This is a genomic window from Vibrio sp. YIC-376, from assembly GCF_052353105.1.
Taxonomy (GTDB): domain Bacteria; phylum Pseudomonadota; class Gammaproteobacteria; order Enterobacterales; family Vibrionaceae; genus Vibrio.
Map to the genome: position 1 here is coordinate 91,094 of NZ_JBBWFK010000009.1, position 20,647 is coordinate 111,740.

16 protein-coding genes are annotated in these 20,647 nt (G+C 44.6%); 10 read left to right on the top strand and 6 right to left on the bottom strand.

From position 1 onward, the window contains the following. Positions 1 to 22: 22 nt before the first annotated feature. A complete protein-coding gene (gene ppsA, locus WJM94_RS17295) occupies positions 23 to 2,437 on the top strand; it encodes a phosphoenolpyruvate synthase (RefSeq protein WP_444495441.1) in 2,415 nt (804 codons plus the stop codon). Between the two features lie 32 nt (positions 2,438 to 2,469). Here the strand turns inward: ppsA and WJM94_RS17300 are convergent, their stop codons facing one another. Genes WJM94_RS17300 through fdhF form a run of 3 tightly spaced genes read right to left on the bottom strand, consistent with a single transcriptional unit; the run spans position 2,470 to position 6,555 of the window. After that, entirely contained in the window at positions 2,470 to 3,294 is an 825-nt protein-coding gene (locus WJM94_RS17300; RefSeq protein WP_444495442.1) for an iron-sulfur cluster-binding protein, read from the bottom strand. Beyond that, positions 3,284 to 4,366, bottom strand: a complete 1,083-nt coding sequence (locus WJM94_RS17305) for a 4Fe-4S dicluster domain-containing protein (protein ID WP_444495443.1) — start codon at positions 4,364 to 4,366, stop codon at positions 3,284 to 3,286. Before WJM94_RS17305 ends, WJM94_RS17300 begins: the two co-directional genes overlap by 11 nt. Next, positions 4,363 to 6,555: a formate dehydrogenase subunit alpha gene (fdhF, locus tag WJM94_RS17310; protein ID WP_444495444.1), complete on the bottom strand. Its 2,193-nt coding sequence runs from the start codon at positions 6,553 to 6,555 to the stop codon at positions 4,363 to 4,365. The genes WJM94_RS17305 and fdhF overlap by 4 nt, the downstream gene beginning before the upstream one ends. A 281-nt stretch (positions 6,556 to 6,836) precedes the next feature. Here fdhF and WJM94_RS17315 point away from each other — a divergent pair, with 281 nt between their 5' ends. Beyond that, positions 6,837 to 9,560, top strand: coding sequence for a cation-transporting P-type ATPase (locus WJM94_RS17315; protein WP_444495445.1), 2,724 nt, complete (start codon positions 6,837 to 6,839; stop codon positions 9,558 to 9,560). Here WJM94_RS17315 and WJM94_RS17320 read toward each other — a convergent pair. Further along, on the bottom strand, positions 9,553 to 10,125 hold the full coding sequence (locus tag WJM94_RS17320; RefSeq protein ID WP_444495547.1) for a dioxygenase family protein: 573 nt from the start codon (positions 10,123 to 10,125) through the stop codon (positions 9,553 to 9,555). The genes WJM94_RS17315 and WJM94_RS17320 overlap by 8 nt on opposite strands. A 418-nt stretch (positions 10,126 to 10,543) precedes the next feature. On the opposite strand from WJM94_RS17320, the gene WJM94_RS17325 reads away from it, so the two are divergent. From WJM94_RS17325 to WJM94_RS17345, 5 genes are all read left to right on the top strand, one after another. Beyond that, entirely contained in the window at positions 10,544 to 10,843 is a 300-nt protein-coding gene (locus WJM94_RS17325) for a hypothetical protein (protein ID WP_444495446.1), read from the top strand. 317 nt (positions 10,844 to 11,160) lie between these two features. Continuing rightward, positions 11,161 to 12,114, top strand: a complete 954-nt coding sequence (locus WJM94_RS17330) for a ketopantoate reductase family protein (protein WP_444495447.1) — start codon at positions 11,161 to 11,163, stop codon at positions 12,112 to 12,114. A gap of 263 nt (positions 12,115 to 12,377) precedes the next feature. Next, positions 12,378 to 12,752 carry a COG4315 family predicted lipoprotein gene (locus WJM94_RS17335; protein WP_444495448.1) on the top strand — a complete coding sequence of 125 codons (375 nt, stop codon included), beginning with the start codon at positions 12,378 to 12,380 and terminating at the stop codon, positions 12,750 to 12,752. A gap of 1,331 nt (positions 12,753 to 14,083) precedes the next feature. Then, entirely contained in the window at positions 14,084 to 14,815 is a 732-nt protein-coding gene (locus WJM94_RS17340) for a prephenate dehydratase domain-containing protein (protein WP_444495449.1), read from the top strand. 314 nt (positions 14,816 to 15,129) lie between these two features. Beyond that, a complete protein-coding gene (locus WJM94_RS17345; RefSeq protein ID WP_444495450.1) occupies positions 15,130 to 15,309 on the top strand; it encodes a hypothetical protein in 180 nt (59 codons plus the stop codon). A gap of 224 nt (positions 15,310 to 15,533) precedes the next feature. On the opposite strand, the gene WJM94_RS17350 is transcribed toward WJM94_RS17345, so the two are convergent. Continuing rightward, positions 15,534 to 16,886, bottom strand: coding sequence for a sensor histidine kinase (locus tag WJM94_RS17350; protein ID WP_444495451.1), 1,353 nt, complete (start codon positions 16,884 to 16,886; stop codon positions 15,534 to 15,536). Positions 16,887 to 16,929: 43 nt separating this feature from the next. Further along, positions 16,930 to 17,655, bottom strand: a complete 726-nt coding sequence (locus WJM94_RS17355) for a response regulator (RefSeq protein WP_444495452.1) — start codon at positions 17,653 to 17,655, stop codon at positions 16,930 to 16,932. A gap of 177 nt (positions 17,656 to 17,832) precedes the next feature. Here WJM94_RS17355 and WJM94_RS17360 point away from each other — a divergent pair, with 177 nt between their 5' ends. The 3 genes from WJM94_RS17360 (at position 17,833) to WJM94_RS17370 (ending at position 20,373) form a co-directional block, all read left to right on the top strand. Beyond that, the gene (locus WJM94_RS17360) at positions 17,833 to 18,171 is read left to right on the top strand and encodes a hypothetical protein (protein ID WP_444495453.1); all 339 of its coding nucleotides are present in this window, start codon (positions 17,833 to 17,835) and stop codon (positions 18,169 to 18,171) included. Between the two features lie 391 nt (positions 18,172 to 18,562). Next, positions 18,563 to 19,528 (top strand): ADP-ribosylglycohydrolase family protein, encoded by a 966-nt coding sequence (locus WJM94_RS17365; RefSeq protein WP_444495454.1) that lies wholly within the window; start codon positions 18,563 to 18,565, stop codon positions 19,526 to 19,528. Continuing rightward, positions 19,525 to 20,373, top strand: coding sequence for an NAD(+)--dinitrogen-reductase ADP-D-ribosyltransferase (locus WJM94_RS17370; protein ID WP_444495455.1), 849 nt, complete (start codon positions 19,525 to 19,527; stop codon positions 20,371 to 20,373). Before WJM94_RS17365 ends, WJM94_RS17370 begins: the two co-directional genes overlap by 4 nt. The last annotated feature ends 274 nt before the right edge of the window (positions 20,374 to 20,647 follow it).

Here is a 20,647-nt window from a genome sequence, read left to right on the forward strand (position 1 = left end):
AACAGAATAAAGGACGCTGACTATGTCTACACAAAATGCGCAACCGTTGATATATCGCTATCAACAACTTCATGCTACAGATGTCAGCCTCGTCGGAGGCAAAAATGCCAGTTTAGGTGAAATGCTCAGCCAGCTTAGTGAAAGTGGTATTCGTGTGCCAGATGGCTTTGCCACCAGTGCGCAGTTTTTCCGAGATTTCTTACAGCAAAATGAGCTTAACGACCCTATTACGGGATTTCTCAACCGAATGGATCGCGAAGAGATAAGCCTTGCTGAAGCCGGACGAAATATACGCGCACTCATCAGTCACGCAAGCTTTACCCCAGAACAAGAGAACGCCATTTTGGATGCGTACCACGCGCTATGCGAACAAATTGGGTTGCCTTTAGCTTCAGTCGCAGTTCGAAGTTCCGCCACCGCCGAAGATCTGCCAGAAGCCAGTTTTGCTGGCCAGCAAGAGAGCTATCTGAATATCCGTGGTGACCAACAGGTGCTTGAAGCCTGTAAGCAATGTTTCGCTTCTCTTTATACCGACCGCGCCATTGTTTACCGTCAAGAGCAAGGATTCGAACATCAACAAGTCGCTTTATCTGTCGGTGTGCAACAGATGATCGAATCGCAATGTGCGGGGGTAATGTTCAGTCTGGACACCGAAAATGGTTTTCCGGACGTGGTTATGATTAACGGCAGCTGGGGACTGGGTGAAACCATCGTTAAAGGCTCGGTCACTCCCGATCGATTTATGGTTTATAAACCACTGCTTGAACAGCCTGACAAACGCCCGATCATTGAAAAGCAGCTCGGCAATAAACTGGAAAAAATGCTGTTTAATGAGCCAGGAAAAGTAGAACAGCCGACCATAACCTTGCCAACCAGTAACGAAGAGCGCAGTCAACTTGTATTGAGCGACGATGAAATACTGCAACTGAGTAACTGGGCAGTGATCATCGAGCGCCATTATGGCTGCCCTATGGATATGGAATGGGCAAAAGACACCCAAACTCAGCAATTGTTCATGGTTCAGGCAAGGCCAGAAACGGTGGAATCACACCGCGATGCGGCTCTGTTGGTCAACTACAAACTGGAAAAAACCAATGCCCCCGTGCTACTCGAAGGTGCCAGTGTTGGTGGTGCAGTTGCAATCGGCCAAACCTATACCGTGTTGTCACCCGATGACATAGACTCATTCCCTGAAGGCGCGATTCTGGTCACTGAACGCACAGACCCTGACTGGGTACCGTTAATGCGCAAAGCGGCAGGGATCATTACTGACTCCGGTGGGCCAACAAGCCATGCGGCAATTGTCAGTCGTGAGCTTAAAGTGCCCGCGATTGTCGGTACTGAACACGCCACACACAAACTCCAATCAGGACAAGTCGTGACACTCAGCTGCGCTCAGGGTGCTGTTGGTCAGGTGTATGAAGGCGAGGTCAACTACACCACTCAAGAGATTGATCTCAAAGCTCTGCCTTCAACCAAAACGAAAATCATGATCAACGCAGCGATGCCTGACGGTATTTTCCACTGGTGGCAACTGCCTACGGCCGGGATTGGTTTAACCCGTATCGAATTTATCATTTCCAGCCATATTGGGCTTCACCCGATGGCCCTGTTACACCCAGAACAAATCACCGACCCAGAGGTAGAAAACGAAATCCGTACCCGTTGCCAAGGATTTGCCACACTGGCGGATTATTTCGTGGATAACCTTGCACTTGGCGTCAGTAAAATCGCTGCAAGCCAATATCCTAAACCAGTCATTGTGCGTATGTCTGATTTCAAATCGAATGAATATCGCGGCTTACTTGGCGGAGACTTCTTTGAATTGCATGAAGAGAACCCGATGTTGGGTTTACGTGGTGCGTCTCGCTATTACCACCCTCGTTATAAAGAAGCGTTTCAACTAGAATGCAAAGCGATATTAAAAGCCAGAGAAGAGATTGGCTTTGATAACATCATCGTCATGATTCCATTCTGCCGTACCGTCAGCGAAGCAGACAAAGTGCTGGAAGTGATGGCAGAAGCAGGACTCAAACGTGGCGAAAATGGGTTGCAAGTCTATGTGATGTGCGAAATTCCGTCGAATGTTATCCTTGCCGACCGATTCGCTGAGAGGTTTGACGGTTTCTCGATCGGCAGTAACGACTTAACTCAATTGGTGCTAGGGATTGACCGTGATTCTGCTGAACTCAAACCAATGTTCGATGCTCGGGATGATGCAGTTAAAACCCTGATTGAGCAAGTAATCCGTGTCGCACACAGCAAAGGATGCAAAGTCGGTATCTGTGGTCAGGCACCTTCGGATCATCCTGAGTTTGCCGAATTTCTTGTCACTTGCGGCATCGATTCGATATCACTCAACCCTGACTCCTTTGCTAAAGGTTGCACCGTTGTCGCCAAAGCAGAACAAGAAATTTCGCAAAGCAATAAGCTTTAACGGAATAATATTTAACGCAAACCTAAACAGCACTAAACAGTCAGAAATTCACTTACTTCGGCCCAACGTAATGTTGGGCCATGAGTGCAAACATAGTGGTTTTTCAGATAGCAATGTCCGCATAATCCCACCGCGCAATGCATTCTTCTTTCGACAGAAAGATAGATGTCTTTTGCGTCAATGCCATAGGAAACCAAATATTCACTTACCACACTCATCATGGCTTCTGGTCCGGCAACCAATACACAGTCCGGCTGTTCTCCAAACGATTGTAAGACTTTCGGTAAGATGCCTATCGCCGTGCCAACATAGTACTCTTCTTCGTCCAGTCCGGAGAGATCTTCAACCACATTGAATATAGGAACACAGTGTTTCCAGTGTTCTCGTTCTGGTGTTAGCAACAAGGTTTGCTTACTGCGTGCTGCATACACGACCTCTAGCTGAGTAAAATTTTGCTGGTCGATAAGTTGTTCAACAACGCTCACCAGAGGGGCAAGGCCGCATCCTCCACCGATAACAAGAATCTTTTTGTCTACCAAATCGTCGGTTTGCCAACCGTGGCCAAATGGACCTCGGGCGCCAATGATTTCGCCTCGATATTTAGTAAACAGAGACTCAGTAACTGCGCCCACTTTACGAACTAAGGCCCGAAAGTTACCAAACTCGTCAGGTAACTTCGTAAAGGTAAATGGCGCTTCGCCCACTCCGGGCACACAAAGCATGAAAAACTGACCACTCGTGGCTTTTGTCCATTTCGGGTTTTGCTCTAGTAAGCGAAAATTGTAATGACGGGTATCTTCCCCATCATCGTAATAATCGATAATCTCAATGCTGTCTGGAGTTAAACTAAACATCATCGACAATCCTTTTCATTAATGAATGTACGCCAATAACTCCGGGACACGTCTGTTCACAACGACCGCAACCCACACAACCATAACGTCCAAATTCAGGTACAAAATCAATACTGAACTTGTGATACCAAAAACGCTCGACCCTTTTTCCGGCTTCCTTAGAAGGATTATGAAAACTGGCTTCGCGTTGAAATCCCTCGTATAAGCAGGAATCCCAAAACCTTACTTGAGAAACAGTATCGTCTCGGGAAACATTGGCATCTTCAGAGCCCTTGTTCTCAGTGATACTGCTCTTTGCGATATTGCTCTCTGTGATTGAGCGGGTACCATAGCAAGAGCATGTCGGACAAAGCGTTGTGCATCCGGAACATCCTAAACACTGAATCCCGACTTGTTGCCAAAACTCCTCTGGCACTCTACCCTCACTGACTTTTTCGATCCCTTCGATGAGATAACGATCATCAGGAAAAGCCTGCTCACAATGCGCGATGTTCTCCCAACGTTTACTCCGATGGTGAGTCGAGGCCACCTTAAGATCTAACCCTTGAAGCGACTCTTCTCCAAGCTTTGTCAGGACCACTAATAACCAATGATCTTCATCGAGAGGGTGAAGCGTTAAATCTGCCGTCTCGTCGCGAACACTCGGGCCAGCATTTACCGTCGGACAGAAGCCGTTCTCACAAGGCATCGTGCAATCCATTCCGATGAGTAAGGCTTGTTTTCGTCGAGTCTGGTAGTACGGATCTTGTTCAAAGAACTGATCCTGATAGTGAATCGCCACCAAATCACAACTTTGAACGCCGAACAAAACAAACGGCTCAACGTTTGGTAACGTCTCTTTAAACATCTTACCATCGAATACATACAGAGGCTCGTGTTCAGTAAAGAAGAATTCCTTTGCCGAATGGGTAGGCTTTTGATTCACAAAGGGCGGCAAATCATGTGCAAGCACACGCTGCCAATAGTAATCACCCGCTCCCTGTTCGCTATTGGCTACAACCTGATAAAGCGCCCGGCTTTGCAATAAATGCAATCTGAGAGCATCCAAAGAGTCTAATAAGTACGTCTTAGTCATTTTAACTCTCCCGGTCTTTCCCAAGCAGCGAGCGGTTTATGCCCTGCTGGCAGCAGTTCAACCTCCACTGCGCAGGCTTTTAATTCGGGCATTTTGGTAACCGGATCTTGCGCAGTATTAGTGAGCTGGTTAGATGGAGCCTCTTTAAAGTGATAAGGCATACTAACCACGCCAACTGGCACATCATCTGTGATGATTGCCCGCGTTTCGATGTAGCCGCGTCTTGATCGAACGCTGACCGGGCTATATAAAGAAATTCCCAATAGGTCAGCATCTTTAGGGTTAATAAACAGAATGCCCGGTGGGTTTTCCCGCTCCAATAAGGGTGATTTGCGTGTCATCGAACCACACCCATAATGGAAATGCAGTCGATTGGTGGTTAACAGTAATGGAAAGTCAGAATCCGGAGACTCATCTATCGGAATGTACCGCACTGGCGTTAAACGAGCACGCCCGATCGGAAACTCCTTCTCGTGGAGAACTGGTGTTCCTTCAGGAGCAGAATCGTTACAAGGCCACTGCAAACCATGATGCTTATCCAACTTCGAGTAAGTCATCCCTTGGTACTCTGGCGTAATGGCAGCCATTTCATCGAACACTTCTTCACTGCTTTGCCAATTCAGGGCCTCACTGCCCATTTTTTTGGCGAGTGCTTGCAACCACTGCCAATCGGCCATCGATTCACCGAGTGGAGACATCGCAGGATTGATTAACTGCACCCGGCGTTCACAATTAGTAAAGGTGCCCGACTTCTCCGCAAAGGAAGCCGCCGGAAGAATATAGTCAGCCAGCTTAGCGGTCTCTGTCATCGTCAGTTCAGCGACCACCAGCAAATCCAGTGATCTGTAAGCGAGTCGAACATGGTTTTGATCAGGATCCGTAACCACCGGATCCTCACCAAACAGGATTTGTGCTCGAAAGTGCCCTTCCATTGCGGTTTTGGTCATACCTAATGACGTTAAACCCGGTGTCGATGCAATATCACAGCCCCAGTAGTCAGCGAATCGCAGCTGGATATCGCTATCGTCCACAGATTGGTATCCGGGGTAGACGTTAGGCAGACAACCCATATCACAGGCACCTTGAACATTGTTTTGTCCACGCAATGGGTTAATACCCGTTCCCGGTTTCCCAATGTGTCCGCAAACCAACGCCAAATCAGCCAGCGCAATAACATTGGAGGTACCGCTAACAAATTGGGTAATGCCCATCCCATACAGAATCATAGCTCGGTCGGCTTGACTATAATATTGAGCTGCCCGTCGAATAAGGTTTGCTTCGACACCAGTAATACGTTCTACCGACTCCGGTGTAATACGCTCTACGTGCTCTGAGAGTTCATCAAAGCCCTCGCATCGATTTGAAATGAAATCCTCATCATGCCAGTGATTACTCAAAATCACATGAATCATGGCATTGATCAGCGCTATGTTGGATCCCGGAGTCAGTTGCAAATGTAAATCAGCTAACTTAGCTAAACGGGTTACTCTGGGGTCGATAACAATTAACTTCGCACCTGCCAGTTTGGCACGTATCACCTGCCCACCAAGGACACTGTGATTTTCTGTCGGATCAGCCCCAACAACCACAATAACGTCCGCTTCAAACAGGTCCTTGGCACTGTTGGTCATCGCACCAGAACCAAGCACTTGCTTCAAACCTGCCACCGTCGGGCTATGACAAATTCGAGCACAATGGTCGATATTGTTGGTACCTAAAACTGCGCGAGCGAATTTCTGTGCGGCATAATTGTCTTCGTTGGTTGCTCGGGCGCTGCTTATCACCCCTGTCGCGTCAGAGCCAAACTCTTCAATAATCTCTAAAAGTGTTGAGCTGATTTCTTCAAGTGCTTCATCCCAACTTATTGGTATGAATTGATCTTTACAGCGCTTCAAAGGTTGAGTAATTCGATTTTCTGGCGAAATGGCGTAGAGGCTGTTCCACCCTTTTTCACAGAGCTGACCTTGACTAATTGGATGCTCTTTCAAGGGGCTGATCCCACAAACCTGACCATGTTCATCACAAGAAAGCAGCATCCCACAGCCAACACCACAAAATGGGCACACCGTTTTAGTGGGTTTAGGTCGAATAGCAATATGATTAAGCAGTGGAGGCGAAGGTTCTGCTTTTAAGCCACCCGATGAAAGAAGATCAGGTGCTTTTGGTGAGTTTTTTCGCTGAGAGCTCATAACCTTAACCTTGCTACGTAAACCTACATAAATTATAGCAGTCCTCAGTTACTCGTTAGGCTCTTAGCGCGAGAAGTGGTCATAGATACATTATTCTCCAGTGGCAATTAATTATTCTACATTGTAGGACTCACTCATTTTGAGCAGAAGGATTCAGAACGTTGTCCCGCTTACAAGTATCAGAAAAGTAAAGAAGCGCATCACGCTTCAAGAGGTTATTTGGGGCTATAATTATCAATCGATGAGCATATTCCCGCGTGCCACCATCAGGAGGCTTACACATGGAAGAGACAAGTGACCTTTGGCACAACAAATCCGTCGAAGATACGTTTTCTAAGCTTTCCAGCCTACCAGACGGACTGACTCCTCAAGAAGCGGCGCTACGTCTCTCTCAGTTTGGTGCAAATAAACTCCCGACCAATCATGGACGTTCAGTATTTCAACGCTTGCTTAGTCAGTTTAACAATGTGCTGATTCATGTGTTGCTAATCGTTATGGTCGTCACTGCTGTTCTTGGCCACTGGGTGGATGCAGCTGTTATCGGGGGCGTGGTGATAATTAATGCCATCATTGGCTTTCTTCAGGAAGGCAAAGCAGAAAACGCACTGAATGCGATTCAAGCCATGCTTGCCCCTAGTGCCTTGGTTTTACGCGAAGGTCATCAAATTAATATCGATGCAGAAGAATTGGTAATTGGTGATGTCGTTATCCTTCAATCAGGTGACCGCGTCCCTGCTGACCTTCGATTGTTTCGTAGCAAAGGCTTGCAAGTCGCTGAAGCGGTATTAACTGGAGAGTCAATGACAATAGAAAAAAACACTCTCCCTGTCGGTTCCGACAGCGAATTAGCTGACCGTTATTGTATGGCCTATTCGGGAACCATGATTACTCATGGACAGGGATCAGGTGTTGTCGTCGCAACGGGAGTACACACCGAACTAGGAAAAATCAGCTCTCTGGTTTCTCGTGTAAAACCCGCCACCACTCCACTACTTAAACAGATTGCGCAGTTCAGTAGATGGCTAACCACTGGCATATTAATCGTCGCATTCACGACCTTTGCTTACGGCTTATTGATCCAAGGCTACCCCATTACCGAGATGTTTCTTGCTGCGGTCAGCTTAGCCGTCGCTGCCATTCCGGAAGGATTACCCGCAATTATGACCATCACGCTAGCCATTGGCGTGGAGAGAATGGCAAAGCGAAATGCCATCATTCGCCGTCTACCTGCAGTTGAAACTCTGGGGGCCGTCACGGTTATTTGTACCGATAAGACCGGCACCCTAACCCGAAATGAAATGACAGTGCAAAAAATCATTACCTCTCATACTCAGTTTGAGATCGGTGGTACGGGGTTCGATCCTCATGGTGAGGTGACCGTTGATCAAAAATCCATTTATCCAGAGCAGCATCCATTCCTTATCCAGGCAATTCGGGCGGCCGTGTTGTGCAATGATGCTACCATCAGTTTGCGTAATGAAAAATGGCAGATACAGGGTGACCCGATGGAAGGAGCTCTGCTTATCGCCGGTATGAAAACAGGCATTGATGCTGAAACGGAAACAAAAAGCTTTCCCCGAACCGACCTTATCCCATTTGAGTCCGAACACCGCTTTATGGCAACACTACATCACAATCATGAGGGCGAAGCATTCATATTCATCAAAGGCGCACCAGAACAGGTTCTCGACATCTGCAACCGACAACATGTCGATAAAAATGCCGATAACACAGTCACTGAAATTGATCGAACTTACTGGCACGACCAAATAGCAGCGATGGCTAAACAAGGGATGCGGGTTTTAGCCATTGCTTATCGACCAACCAATTATACTCAACTCGAACTCAGCTTTGATGACGTCAGTGACAACCTCATTATGCTGGGACTGTTTGGCCTGATCGATCCACCAAGACAAGAAGCTATCGATGCGATAGATGTATGTAAGAACGCCGGCATACGCGTAAAAATGATGACTGGCGACCATGCATTGACAGCACAAGCCATTGCCGGACAGATTGGCCTGATCAATCCTCACGAAACGCTTACTGGCCAACAAATTGATGCACTGACGGATGTGGAGCTATTTGCTGTCGCTAAAGAAGTGGATGTCTATGCCCGTGTTAGCCCCGAACATAAAATGCGTCTGGTAAACACACTCCAAAAGCATCAACAAATAGTTGCGATGACCGGAGATGGCGTCAATGATGCGCCCGCACTCAAACGTTCAGATATTGGTACTGCGATGGGAATTACTGGCACCGACTCTGCCAAAGAAGCTGCAGAAATGGTCCTCACCGACGATAATTTTGCGTCTATTACCGCTGCGGTTGAAGAAGGCCGAGCCGTCTACGATAACCTGAAAAAAGCGATTCTGTTTATTCTCCCGACTAACGGCGGTGAAGCTCTGGTCATTCTGGCAGCCGTAGTCTGGGGATTTAAAGACCTGCCCCTCACGCCTATTCAAATCCTTTGGGTCAATATGATCACCGCTGTTACACTCGCGTTAGCTTTAGCATTCGAGCCTAAAGAACCTAACCTAATGCAACGCAAGCCGCGTAATCCGAATACGCCTCTTTTGACTACTCACCTAATTTGGCGCGTGATCTTTGTGTCTCTCATATTAATGTTTGGCACTTTAGGTATGTTTGTTTGGGAGATGGGGCAGCAAGAAAATATCGCCAAAGCCCGTACCATAGCGGTAAACACATTGGTGATGTTTGAAATATTTTATTTGTTTAATACCCGATTTATCCTCGAATCTGTTTTTTGCCGTCAAGGATTAATTGGCAACCTCTATGTGTTAATTGCTATCGCGGTACTCTTTGTCTTTCAAGTCTGCTTCACTTATCTGCCTTTCATGCAGGTATTATTTGGAACAACAGGACTGGCATTTGATGTATGGCTACGGATTATCGTGGTCGCATCTTCTGTGCTCTTTTTAGTTGAGCTGGAAAAGTATTACTTAAATAAGTCGATACCAAGAAAAGCCTCAACGCCTAGGTAATTACGAAGGTAAATTCGCCGGTTAATCGCCCGTCAACGTTTATTGGATCAAATTGTAGATAATCGCGTGATTTTCCACCCCACCACTCATTACCTGTCTGGCCTTTTAAGTAGAGCTGTGTGGTTAACAGTTCTCGCTCACCACGCCACAATTTGACATGGATATGGGGAGGACGAGAGCTATACGGCACTGGATACAAAGTCCGGAATAGATAGCGCCCGTCATTTCCCGTAACAGCGGCACCAAAGCCAGCAAAATTAGGGTCAAATCTGTCATTGCTTGGTTGATTCGGATGATCATAGATCCCCTGCCCATCACACTGCCAGATCTCCACTTTGACACCAGAAACAGGGTTCCCTTCCGTGTCGACAACCTTACCGAGCAGCATAATTGGCTCACCTACCAGCCCCTCGTTGTGCAAAATTAAATTGTCACGAAGTGGTATATCCACGACCGGATAAAACGGCCCTTCCGTTTGTGCAGGCGTTGGTTTTTTCGGATTAGCCGCTTTTAACGAAGGGGCAAACAGCAGCATCCACAAAGCTAAAAAGTGTCGTCTTTCCATGATGTCACCCAATTTATTGACTGCTTTAATTGTGGTGAACACTGAGAGATTTTCCACTTTGTATACGTTGGATTGGTATCGAATTGATATTGAAGAAGAACAAGTAACGATGATTGCTGTTCTCTTACAACATTAAACCTGTTTGGTCAAATTAATTGGCGTATTTCTGAACCAAACCAAGAACCAAGAACCAAGATAGGAAAGTAACACCCCGTATTAGTATCAGCATCTGACAAATCGGCAAAAGAAACACAGCCAATGTAGCCCTACATGTTCGACAAGCTAACTTTTCTCTTTTTTAAATTTTACCCAATAAATCACTATTCAGGAGCGCTGTAGAGATGTGGACTACATTATAAAGCGACGGTAATTTTTAGTTCACTCACCGTCAATACAGGTAAAAATAACGGAGGAGATTATGAATATATCTAAAGTGTGTATACCTGTGATTTTTGCAGGACTCGCAACACTATTTGCATCGGCTGCATATTCGGCCCCGCCCATCCAAGCTATGACCATAGAGTGTAACTGGGGGACATTGACCATGGAGGCCATCAAAGACACAGACTTTGAGCAAGGCAGCCATTCAGCTGACCCTTCGGGTGATGGTCATGGACCAGGTACTGCTGACGAGCCGCGAAGAGGGCTTGCCAATGTCGTTGAGCAGGGTAATTTGGAGCTCACTTGCCAGTTTATTGAGGATTTGTTACTCCAGTAGTTTCTTTTGTAAAGATACACAATGAGCCCACTTAGGTGGGCTTTTTTAGAGGCTAACACTTATGACAGTTTCTGCCATCATTTAAGCTCGGTAATTACTGACCAACAAAGTGGTTTAGTAATGACAACAAGTCCCCCTAGCCGTTTAGTCAGTTTCGGACATGGTAGTTTTAGTTTTAAATGTCACCGTTTCAATTTAGGATTAGACATAGTAGACAGAATCTAAGCCTTTGTTGGCAAACGCTCTCCATGAAATCGCGTTTAACAAATAAGCTGAAGTTACGAGAGTAGAAACATCAAGAAAAATAAGGAAATACAATGAAATTTGCAATGTTAGGTGCAGGAGGCATCGGTTGTTATTTTGCAGCTCGACTTATTGATGCGGGTCATGAATGCGTATTAGTCGCCAGGGGTGAGCACTTAAATTCATTACAAAAAGATGGTCTGAAGCTTGATCACCCTGATTTTCAGTTTAATGCCCCAGTTGAAGCTACCGACGTTGTTGGTTTATGCCGGGAATATGATTGTAATAGTTTTGATTTACTCATCCTTGGCGCAAAGAGCGGAGCAACCGAATCAATACTTGACGAAATGAAGTCTTGGCTAGCGCAAGGAAATGTCCCTGTTCTGTCCATTCAGAATGGAGTAACAAATGAGGAGTTCATTGAGCAACACGTTGGCCGGGAGCGGACAATTGGTGGTCTGGGCATTTATATCAGCGGTCATATTGTGAGTCCGGGCCATATTAAAGTACAAGGAGCAGGACAAATTGACTTTGGAGCCTGGCCCAATGCGGAAAGCAATCCAACCATGGCGGAGCTTTGTAACACATTAGAAGCTGTTTTCACCGATGCAGGCATACATACTCGTCTTTATGATGATGTCCGTTATGCGCTATGGCGTAAACTTGTTTTGAATAATGGTGTTAATCCTCTGACGGCATTGACTGACCAAAAAACCGGGATGATAACCAAAGATCCGATTTTAAGCCGAACAGTACATACGATGATGGAAGAGACAGCTAGAGCCGCAAATGCTGCTGGTGTAAATCTATCAGACGTTGATGTGGAAGAAATGTTCGATTTGATCAGCAATTTTGGAGATATCAAAACTTCCATGCAGGTGGATATGGAACGAGGCCGTAGTTTGGAAGTAAACGAAATCTGTGGTCCGGTGATAGAGTATTGTCGAAAAATAAATCAACCCGCAGAAACGACTGAATTGATTTGCAGATTACTGGTAAACGCTAACGAACTAAGAAGCGACATTTAGACTTATACACCAATTAATATTTATATCCTTTGTTGCACTTGAACTTTCCGAGCTGACTAGCATCATCGAAACGAAATAGTGAACATAAGAAGCCGGGATTCTGTAAGGGGTTATGACGAGCTGAACTGAGACAGAACCTGAACTAAACTCAAAGAGTTGAAAATATACTTGCCGATAGTTCATCAACCAAACTGGAATATTTGTGGTTCAACATTCGTACATTTAGTGCCGTACTCAATTTACCTTTTACCTCGGAGAACGATATGAAACGTAAAATGTTACTTGTCTTGGTGCCCCTATTAGCCACAGCCAACAGCCTGCTAGCTTCTGAAATCCCGGTACAAACCACAGATGGTAGACTGGTCGGTGATAATGGAATGGCACTTTATACTTTCGATAAAGATGCAACCAACAGTGGGAAAAGTATGTGTAACGGTCCCTGCGCAATGAACTGGCCACCGCTCTCAGCTTCCTCTGAAGCCGCAGCTAGCGGGGATTTCAGTATCATCAGTCGTGATGACGGAAGTAAACAATGGGCGTATAAGGGTAAACCTCTTTATTATTGGGTCAAGGATCAAAAGCCCGGTGACAAAACTGGTGATGGTTTAAGTGGTGTTTGGCACCTAGCCTATCCATAGCATATTGAGTAGTAGCCAATAACGACTAAGATTATTGTTTAACTAAATCCATGAGGATGGTGATGAATATAAGTGCCTGCCTTACCGGCAATATCTTGCATATTGTTGTCAGCATCACTCCTCATCCGCAATTCTACAAGTTACGCTGTCACCTTTAAATCTTAACGGGCCGGTAACTCTATTGGTTAACAGGGCTTAGTGATTTCTGCACCTCCTTTGCACTACGCACATATCTGAATAATTACTTGTATAGCAGACAAATACAGAAGCTCGTACCCAAAAACAAACGAGTCAGCTAAGGGCTAGCTGACTCGATGATGCGCTTGTTCAAATTAGAAGTGTTAGCGTACAAATGTAAACACCGCCACACAGCACGATTATTTAATACTTATTAACGTCCGCGATAAGACCTTATTGACGCGGTTATAACAAGTTCTAAAAGCAACACTCGTGTTTCTTTATTGCCTTGCTCCCCTTGGAATCCTTGTACTCCCTTCAGTGATATCTAAGGTATCTGCTGACCAATCAGACCTTGCTGCCCTAGTGCTTATTGAATACACTGAATCCTCTGAAGTTCCAAAACTCTTTGTGAACCTTGAGCGTCTTGAATCCCTTGAGGATATTGTAACTTGGCTTAGTTGTGGCTCTTGCGAACCAGTAACTCCTTGTTCCTCTTGACCTTCAGTAAGCTCCATGTTGATAGACCTATCGTCAGTGGAACGTAGTTGTGCTGTCTTGATACTAGTACCCTTAATTTTGATGTCTTGGCTGTTTTCTTCGTTTACATGGACATCTTGAAACAGAGAGGCTTTACTAGCTTCAGCCTGCGGTGTCAAAGAAACCGTCAGCACAAGTAGTATTAGGGGTAGTAAAGGTGTAGATACAATATTCTCATGAACGTTGCTTACGGCAAGGGTTGAACATCGAGCCATAGTAGCCTCCGATATAATGGATGACGTAGTTTTTACCATGCTCCACGGTCTGAAATTCGGCCGTACTGATAAAAATATTATTTAACCTGATTGAGATTAGGATGTTTTTTACTGAAAAATGTCTTAAAAGTGAGATTTTTTAAAGCACTATGGGGAGCTTAAAATTCAGGCTAAATGTAACAACCTGTTTTATTAAATATTCACAACGGTGATTTAAAACTGGTACGACCAAACTCAAAAGAAAAATAAGTATTGTATTTTATATGATGATTTAGCAAACAGAAGTCTTCGTTCGATAGGGTTGCTTTATCTATGTTTTCATATATTTCAAATAATTATTTATCAAATTTGAAATAACCATACTAAACCGTTCATACTCCACATCGTAAGGAAATAAGGATGTTAAAACCGCTAAGGCTCACCATTGTCGCCTCCACTCTTCTGTTTTCAACTCTCTCGGTTGCCAGTGAACCTATTTTTGCACAGGCATCTAAGGGAAGTTTCAACGATGCTGCTATTACCAAACTTTTTGAGCAGCAGCCATCGCTAAGTGCCCCCGTGACGTTTGCGGGTACGCCAAGCAATACCTTCAGACAATCTATCGACAATAGTGCCCTTGCCTTTAGTGCGGTCGAGAACAGCACTATTGACGGACGTCTAGTGCAGGCCACCGTGGAAGCCTTTCAGCAATATCGACTCGTCGACGCCAAGGCGTTCATCACGACGCCGATCGAAATGTGTGTATTGATGAACCGTCAGGATGTTGCCAATCATACAGCCATCACCATGATAGCTTCCCACCCTGCTGCCCTGAAACAGATCAACGGCTGGAAAGCTGGTTTTCAGCCGAAAGAGTTGGAGATTCCCGAGGGAACCGCAGCGGCGGCAAGGCTCGTTGCTGACCGTGAGTTACCGGCAGGAACAGCGGCTATCGGTGCCTGTGTGCTCGATACCGTCTATACCGAGCTGGAAGTCGTCGAGAAAGGAGTTCAGGATAACAAGAACAATAAGACCTCGTTTCTGCTGATGAAGGTTGAGCCGCGTGAGGAGAAAATCAGCGAAGCGCAGGCTCGTGAAGAACTCGCCGCAGCGATTGAGATCGGCAAGAAGTTGGCAAAAGGCAAACAGTAAAACGAGATAGCCGCCACTGTGGGTACCTATTCACTGGAGGTGGCTTCAAAAAAACCGATCTCGTCCCGAGTCATAAGCATGACGCCATCGTTATAAACAATCATTATAATTTATGCCAATCTTGAATGTAATCGTTTACAAAAATCGTTGACACATATCTAAGAGTTAATTCAAACTTAAGTGAAATCATTAGCATATATGCAGATTGCATATCATCATTAATTCGCAAATGATTCATTTTTGTTGTGAGTTTGAGCCTTGATAAACCTGACAAATGTGTATTGAGTGTTTAATTAGATAAAAAGTTCAGGGATATGAAAGAGAAGAAAAATACTGTTGACCAAAGTGATGGTAAGAACCAGCCTGAGATACCTCACGATGTTTGCGGTGTTACAAGAGAAGCCAGATTAGTTAAAATTATTCAAATGAAACGTCGAACGCAGCTACTGCAAATAATTCAAGAAAAACAGAAGTGCAACCAGAATCGGCAATAAATGTTGATTCACTCGCGAAAGCATAGTTCAGCAAATATTGTAATCCGTTCATAGACTGTTCAGCCATAATGCGAGTATTAGGCAATCCCCATTTTTGCTAAAGAATCTACCACCATTAATATCCGTAAAATTGGCCTTGAGATAATCGTCCAAGGCCACATGTAGTTATCATTTTCTTGTAATCTATACGGTTGGAATTATAAGGAGTCATCATCACAAGCGACTTACCGACTCAAACCGATCGTAAAAGTGCTTATCAAACCATGAGGTTTATTGTTCCTTAGCCACAGATTCCCACCGTAATTATTAGCAAGTGCTTTGGTTGTCGCCAAACCCAACCCCACATTAGAACTGTCTGTATCTCTGGCTTTATCAAGTCGACTAAACGGCTTTAAAACTTCTTCAAATTTTGAGGGATCAATACCTATTCCGGTATCGGAAACCGTAAACTCAACACATTCAGGCAGCTTCGTAACACTTAATCTAATCTCACAATCTTCGCCGCCATACTGATAAGCGTTGCTAATTAAGTTTTCCACCATTCTGCGTATCGTTATTGGAGGCATCGACTCAACCAAATGGCCCGGACTTGTGTAGTGAACCGTTACAGACTTATCGTCAAATTCATCCACGATAGTCTGTAACAGACTATCAATATTTACACGCTGCCTTTCCTCTAACTTGCTGTCATCTTTAGCAAAGCTCATTGTCGCTTTGAGCATTTGTTCCATGATCGAAATGGATTTAAGCATTTGCTGTTTATCTTCTGTATCCTCTGCAAATTCTAATCTGAGACGAAGGCTTGTTAGCGGTGTTCTTAAATCATGAGAAATGGCCGCAAGTAAACGCGTCCTTTCTTCTATAAACTCAGAGATATCGACCTGCATCTGGTTAAATGCCGTGACAGTGGGAATCAAATCTTTCGGCCCTTTATCACTGACAGGTGTGACTTTACGGTTCAAAGCAAACTCTTTTGCGGCTTTTCCCAAAGTTTGAACTGGTCTTAGAGCACGGTGAATAATAAAAATAGACAGCGTCAAAGTTACAAACATGACGACAACTAAAGCGACGATCACGCTGACAGACCAATGCGCAATGTCTTCCTGAATGCCAGACGAAAAATTTAACCACTTACCGTTGTTCAACTGAATCGAACCATCAATTGTAGCCAGATAACCCAAGTGAAAATCCCTTGGCATTTCCATAACGCGTCCAGACATCATGGCGTTATGCATATCGCTCATGTTCATGATTGGACGAGCTCTTTTCACTAACGATAGATTGACCTCTTTTATCCCTTTGTCCCTAAACTTTTCTTGCAACAGCCTCGCTTCCTCAGAATCCACGTTAGTTTCTACGACCTGTGGATTTGAAGTAATAGAAAGGGAAAGATCCGAGCTGCTGCTGGCTCGAACAATTGAACTATCCAGAGATTCTGGAGTTTGGCCTAGTATGTCAACGACTGACAGTACCCTTTGAACGGCAGCGGCAGAGGAAAGCAAGCTCAAACTTTTAGAACTTTCAGATGATAACAGATGGATGGAAAGGTACGAGCTGATACCAAAACCAATTAACACAATGGCTCCGATTTGGTATATCAACCGAAGGCTCCGAATCCACTTAATCATGGCTGACCTCACAACTCAGTTGATACCCCCCGCCCCAAATCGTTTTTATCAGCTTCGGGTCTTTAGGGTCGGCTTCGATTTTCTTGCGCAGCCGGCTAATGAGCGTATCAATCGCTCTATCATAGACATCCGCACCTCGTCCCTGAACCAACTTAAGTAAATTTTCTCTTTTCAGAACAACATTAGGATGAGTAAGAAAAGCTAATAATAGTTCAAACTCCGTGGAGGTTAAGGAAACCAAGACTCCGCCCTGATCAAACAACTCTCTTGTTGTTACGTTGAGTGACCAGCCTGAAAAAACATAATTTGTATGCGTTGTGGATACTTGTTCATTGACATTGGGAATCGTGAAGTGACGTCGAAGTACCGATTTAATGCGAGCCAACAATTCTCTGGGATTAAAAGGCTTAGCAAGGTAATCATCAGCCCCAACCTCTAAACCTACAATACGATCTATTTCTTCACCCAGAGCAGTAAGCATGATGATCGGTATATTTGATGCTGCTCTAATTTCTCGACACAAGGTTACGCCATCTTTACCTGGCAACATGAGGTCCAGAATAATTAGATCAAACCGCTGATGGTGCATGGCTTTCGCCATACCGTCTCCATCACCTGCAGTGACAACATTCAAACCATGCTGAGTCAAAAACCGCTTTAATAAGTCTCTTATTTCCTGATGGTCGTCAACAACCAAAATTCGATAGGCTTGTTCCATCAAACAACCTCAATGGCTTATACACATTATTCAATATAAACATTTCAGAAAAGGATGTGTGACAAAGTGTGTCAATCTGCGGGATTGCCAACATTTGTAAGAAACTAAAGGGATTGCGACACACTTACATTATCAAAAATTGCTGTAATGAAAATGAATGGAACAGTTGGAGGATGAATGATGAAAACGTTAACTAAATTATTGGCCGCCGCGAGTGTATTGGCTATTTCAGCAAGCGTGTTCGCACATATGAATAACGGCGATAACAACTTTGGTTCTATGCACTCAATGATGAACCCGGATAGTCCTCAGTATCAAGCCATGCTCAAACTTCATGGTGATCCTGAGGCCATGCAAGCATGGATGGAAGAAATGCACGCTAACCCAGAAGCAATGCAGGAGTGGATGAACCAAGTCCATGGTGGAAACTTTAACAATAAACGTGGAAGAGGAGACTGCTTTGGAAACCGTTTCAACGAGCAAGAAAACGATCAAGAAACCCCTAGCTCTGAATAATTAAAAAGCGGGCTATAAACTTAAGCGAAAGGTGAAATAAACGCGGTAGAACCAAACGTAGACATTAATAATGGCAATCAATTTAGCGTACAAGTGCTAATCACCTATCACAAATATTGTCTAGCCACCGAGTCAGTAGGCCTTAGTTATCTTTCAGTTGGCAAGAAACAGTTAGCAAGAAACATTCAGTCAAAGAAGCACTTACTGAAGTGTTTCTTGCACTGCCTTTAACCCACAACGGGCAAACCTTGGCTAAGCCTGAAGATAAACAACCATTTTTGCAAACATAATAACGACGTAAAAATTTAACCATGAGAAGTATGTGGGTTTTTCACGCAAAAATCTGTGGCAATCTAATCTGATTGAGCAAAACACATACAATGGAGTTGTTATGTCTTTTTCTTCAGAGAAAATACTACCCATAACGGCTAATCAGGATAGGTCAAGAGGATGCTTGATAGGATTAGCGGTCGGTGACGCACTGGGTACTACATTAGAATTTCAGCCACCAGGAACCTTTAAACCACTGACTGATATTGTTGGTGGAGGACACTTCTGTTTAAAAAAAGGGTACTGGACGGATGATACGTCTATGGCGTTGTGTTTGGGCCATAGTCTGGTTGAATGTTTAGGTTTTGATGCCCGGGACCAAATGAACAAATACTGTGATTGGATGAATAACGGTTATATGAGCAGTATTGGCGTTTGTTTTGATGTTGGTGTTGGTGTGTCATCGGCATTACGTCGTTTTCAAAAGACAGGTGACCCGTACGCGGGGTCAAAAGCAAGGTGGAGCTCAGGAAATGGTTCTATCATGCGTCTTGCTCCTGTTCCCATTTTTTATCAGCGAACACTCTCTGATGCGATGGAATTTGCAGCAGAAAGCTCTCGCACGACACACGGCTCTGAATTGTGCCTCGATGCCTGTCGTTTGCTGTCTTCCATATTAGTTCATCTTATCAATGGTGGAGAGAAGCACGGTTGTTTTGAGCTTCCGTACCAACCACAAACAGAAGAAGTTCAGCTTATAAAATCGGGCGCTTTCGTCAATAAGACGTATACCACGCTAACAGGAAGTGGGTATGTCATTGAGAGTTTAGAGTCTGCCTTGTGGTGTTTTATTAATACCGAGTCATTTGAATCGTGTGTTCTGGCTGCCGCCAACCTTGGGAATGATGCTGATACAACAGCAGCGATCGCCGGGCAGTTAGCCGGTGCTTACTACGGACATAGTGGGATACGCTCTGACTGGTTGGATGTACTTTATATGCATGATGATATTTTTGAATTGGGAGATGAACTTTTCAAACTTTCCCAGCAAATTCATAAGGGGAAAACGACGGAGGAACGTGAATGACGGAGTTGGCTATGTTGCAAACTACTCACTATTTATGTTCTCTGGAAGAAAATGAGGTACTTCAGCAAATATGCTTACCACTTAATCATTGTAATGTTCCTTCCTGGCTCCTCGCGAGCATCGCCTATCAGGACAATCCGATTCCTTTGGAGATAGACGGTATTCATATTTGGTATCCCAAATTATTTAATAACCTTAAAAACATGGATAGTTATGAAACTCGGGCGGAACATTTTAAGAACTTCATGACTCAGCTTTTTCATTTGTCGAAACATGATTACAACGCGCAAGAGAACGCGGATCCACCACCCAGACCAAAGGTGAATTATCGGCGTTTGTTATTGGGGTGGTTGTTTGATTCTGATAATGAACAAGGAGCGGCATGGCGTAGCTGGGTTGAGTCACGTTTTGGTTTATTAACCTGTTTCCATCGAGAGTCGCTACATGGCCCTGATACCCCTGAATACCTTAGATTCAGGCAGGCTTGTACCCGAGCGACATACAATACTAACGAGCTATATGCACAGTTAGATTTGCTTTATTGCTTTTGTCAGCATGAGTTACGTTTACGATATAAGGGCAGTGAACATGTGACCTTATATCGCGGCTGTGCTGAGTTACCTGAACACACTATTGATGGGCAGGCAGTAAAACTGTTCAATAATTTGAGTTCGTTTACAGCTGATGCAGAGAGTGCACTCCGTTTTGGTTCTAAAGTGTATGCCGTTGAGGTTCCTCTTGCCAAAATTGCGTGTTTTGAATCGCTACTACCCCATAGCTTACAGGGAGAGCAAGAGTTTATGGTTTTGGGGGGGCTATACAAAGTTGAGCGATTAAAACTGTAACGCTATCACATGAAATGCGAGTCACTGTCGTGAGTAATGCTAAATGACCGAAATGACAAAGCGAAGTAGATAACTTTGTTGTTCGAGAAGGATTGGCTGCAGACGCAGCCAAAGGAATGTTGTTGCCTATTCACAGGCAGAAGGCTCATATGTGTTAGGCCGAAATCGGGAGCTTCCAGACTATTCGACATCCTTTATTGCAGTACCTTAACTCTAAATTTGAGAGCCTAATCGATTGGTTAATAACCAAAAAACGATGAAACAATCCTATATG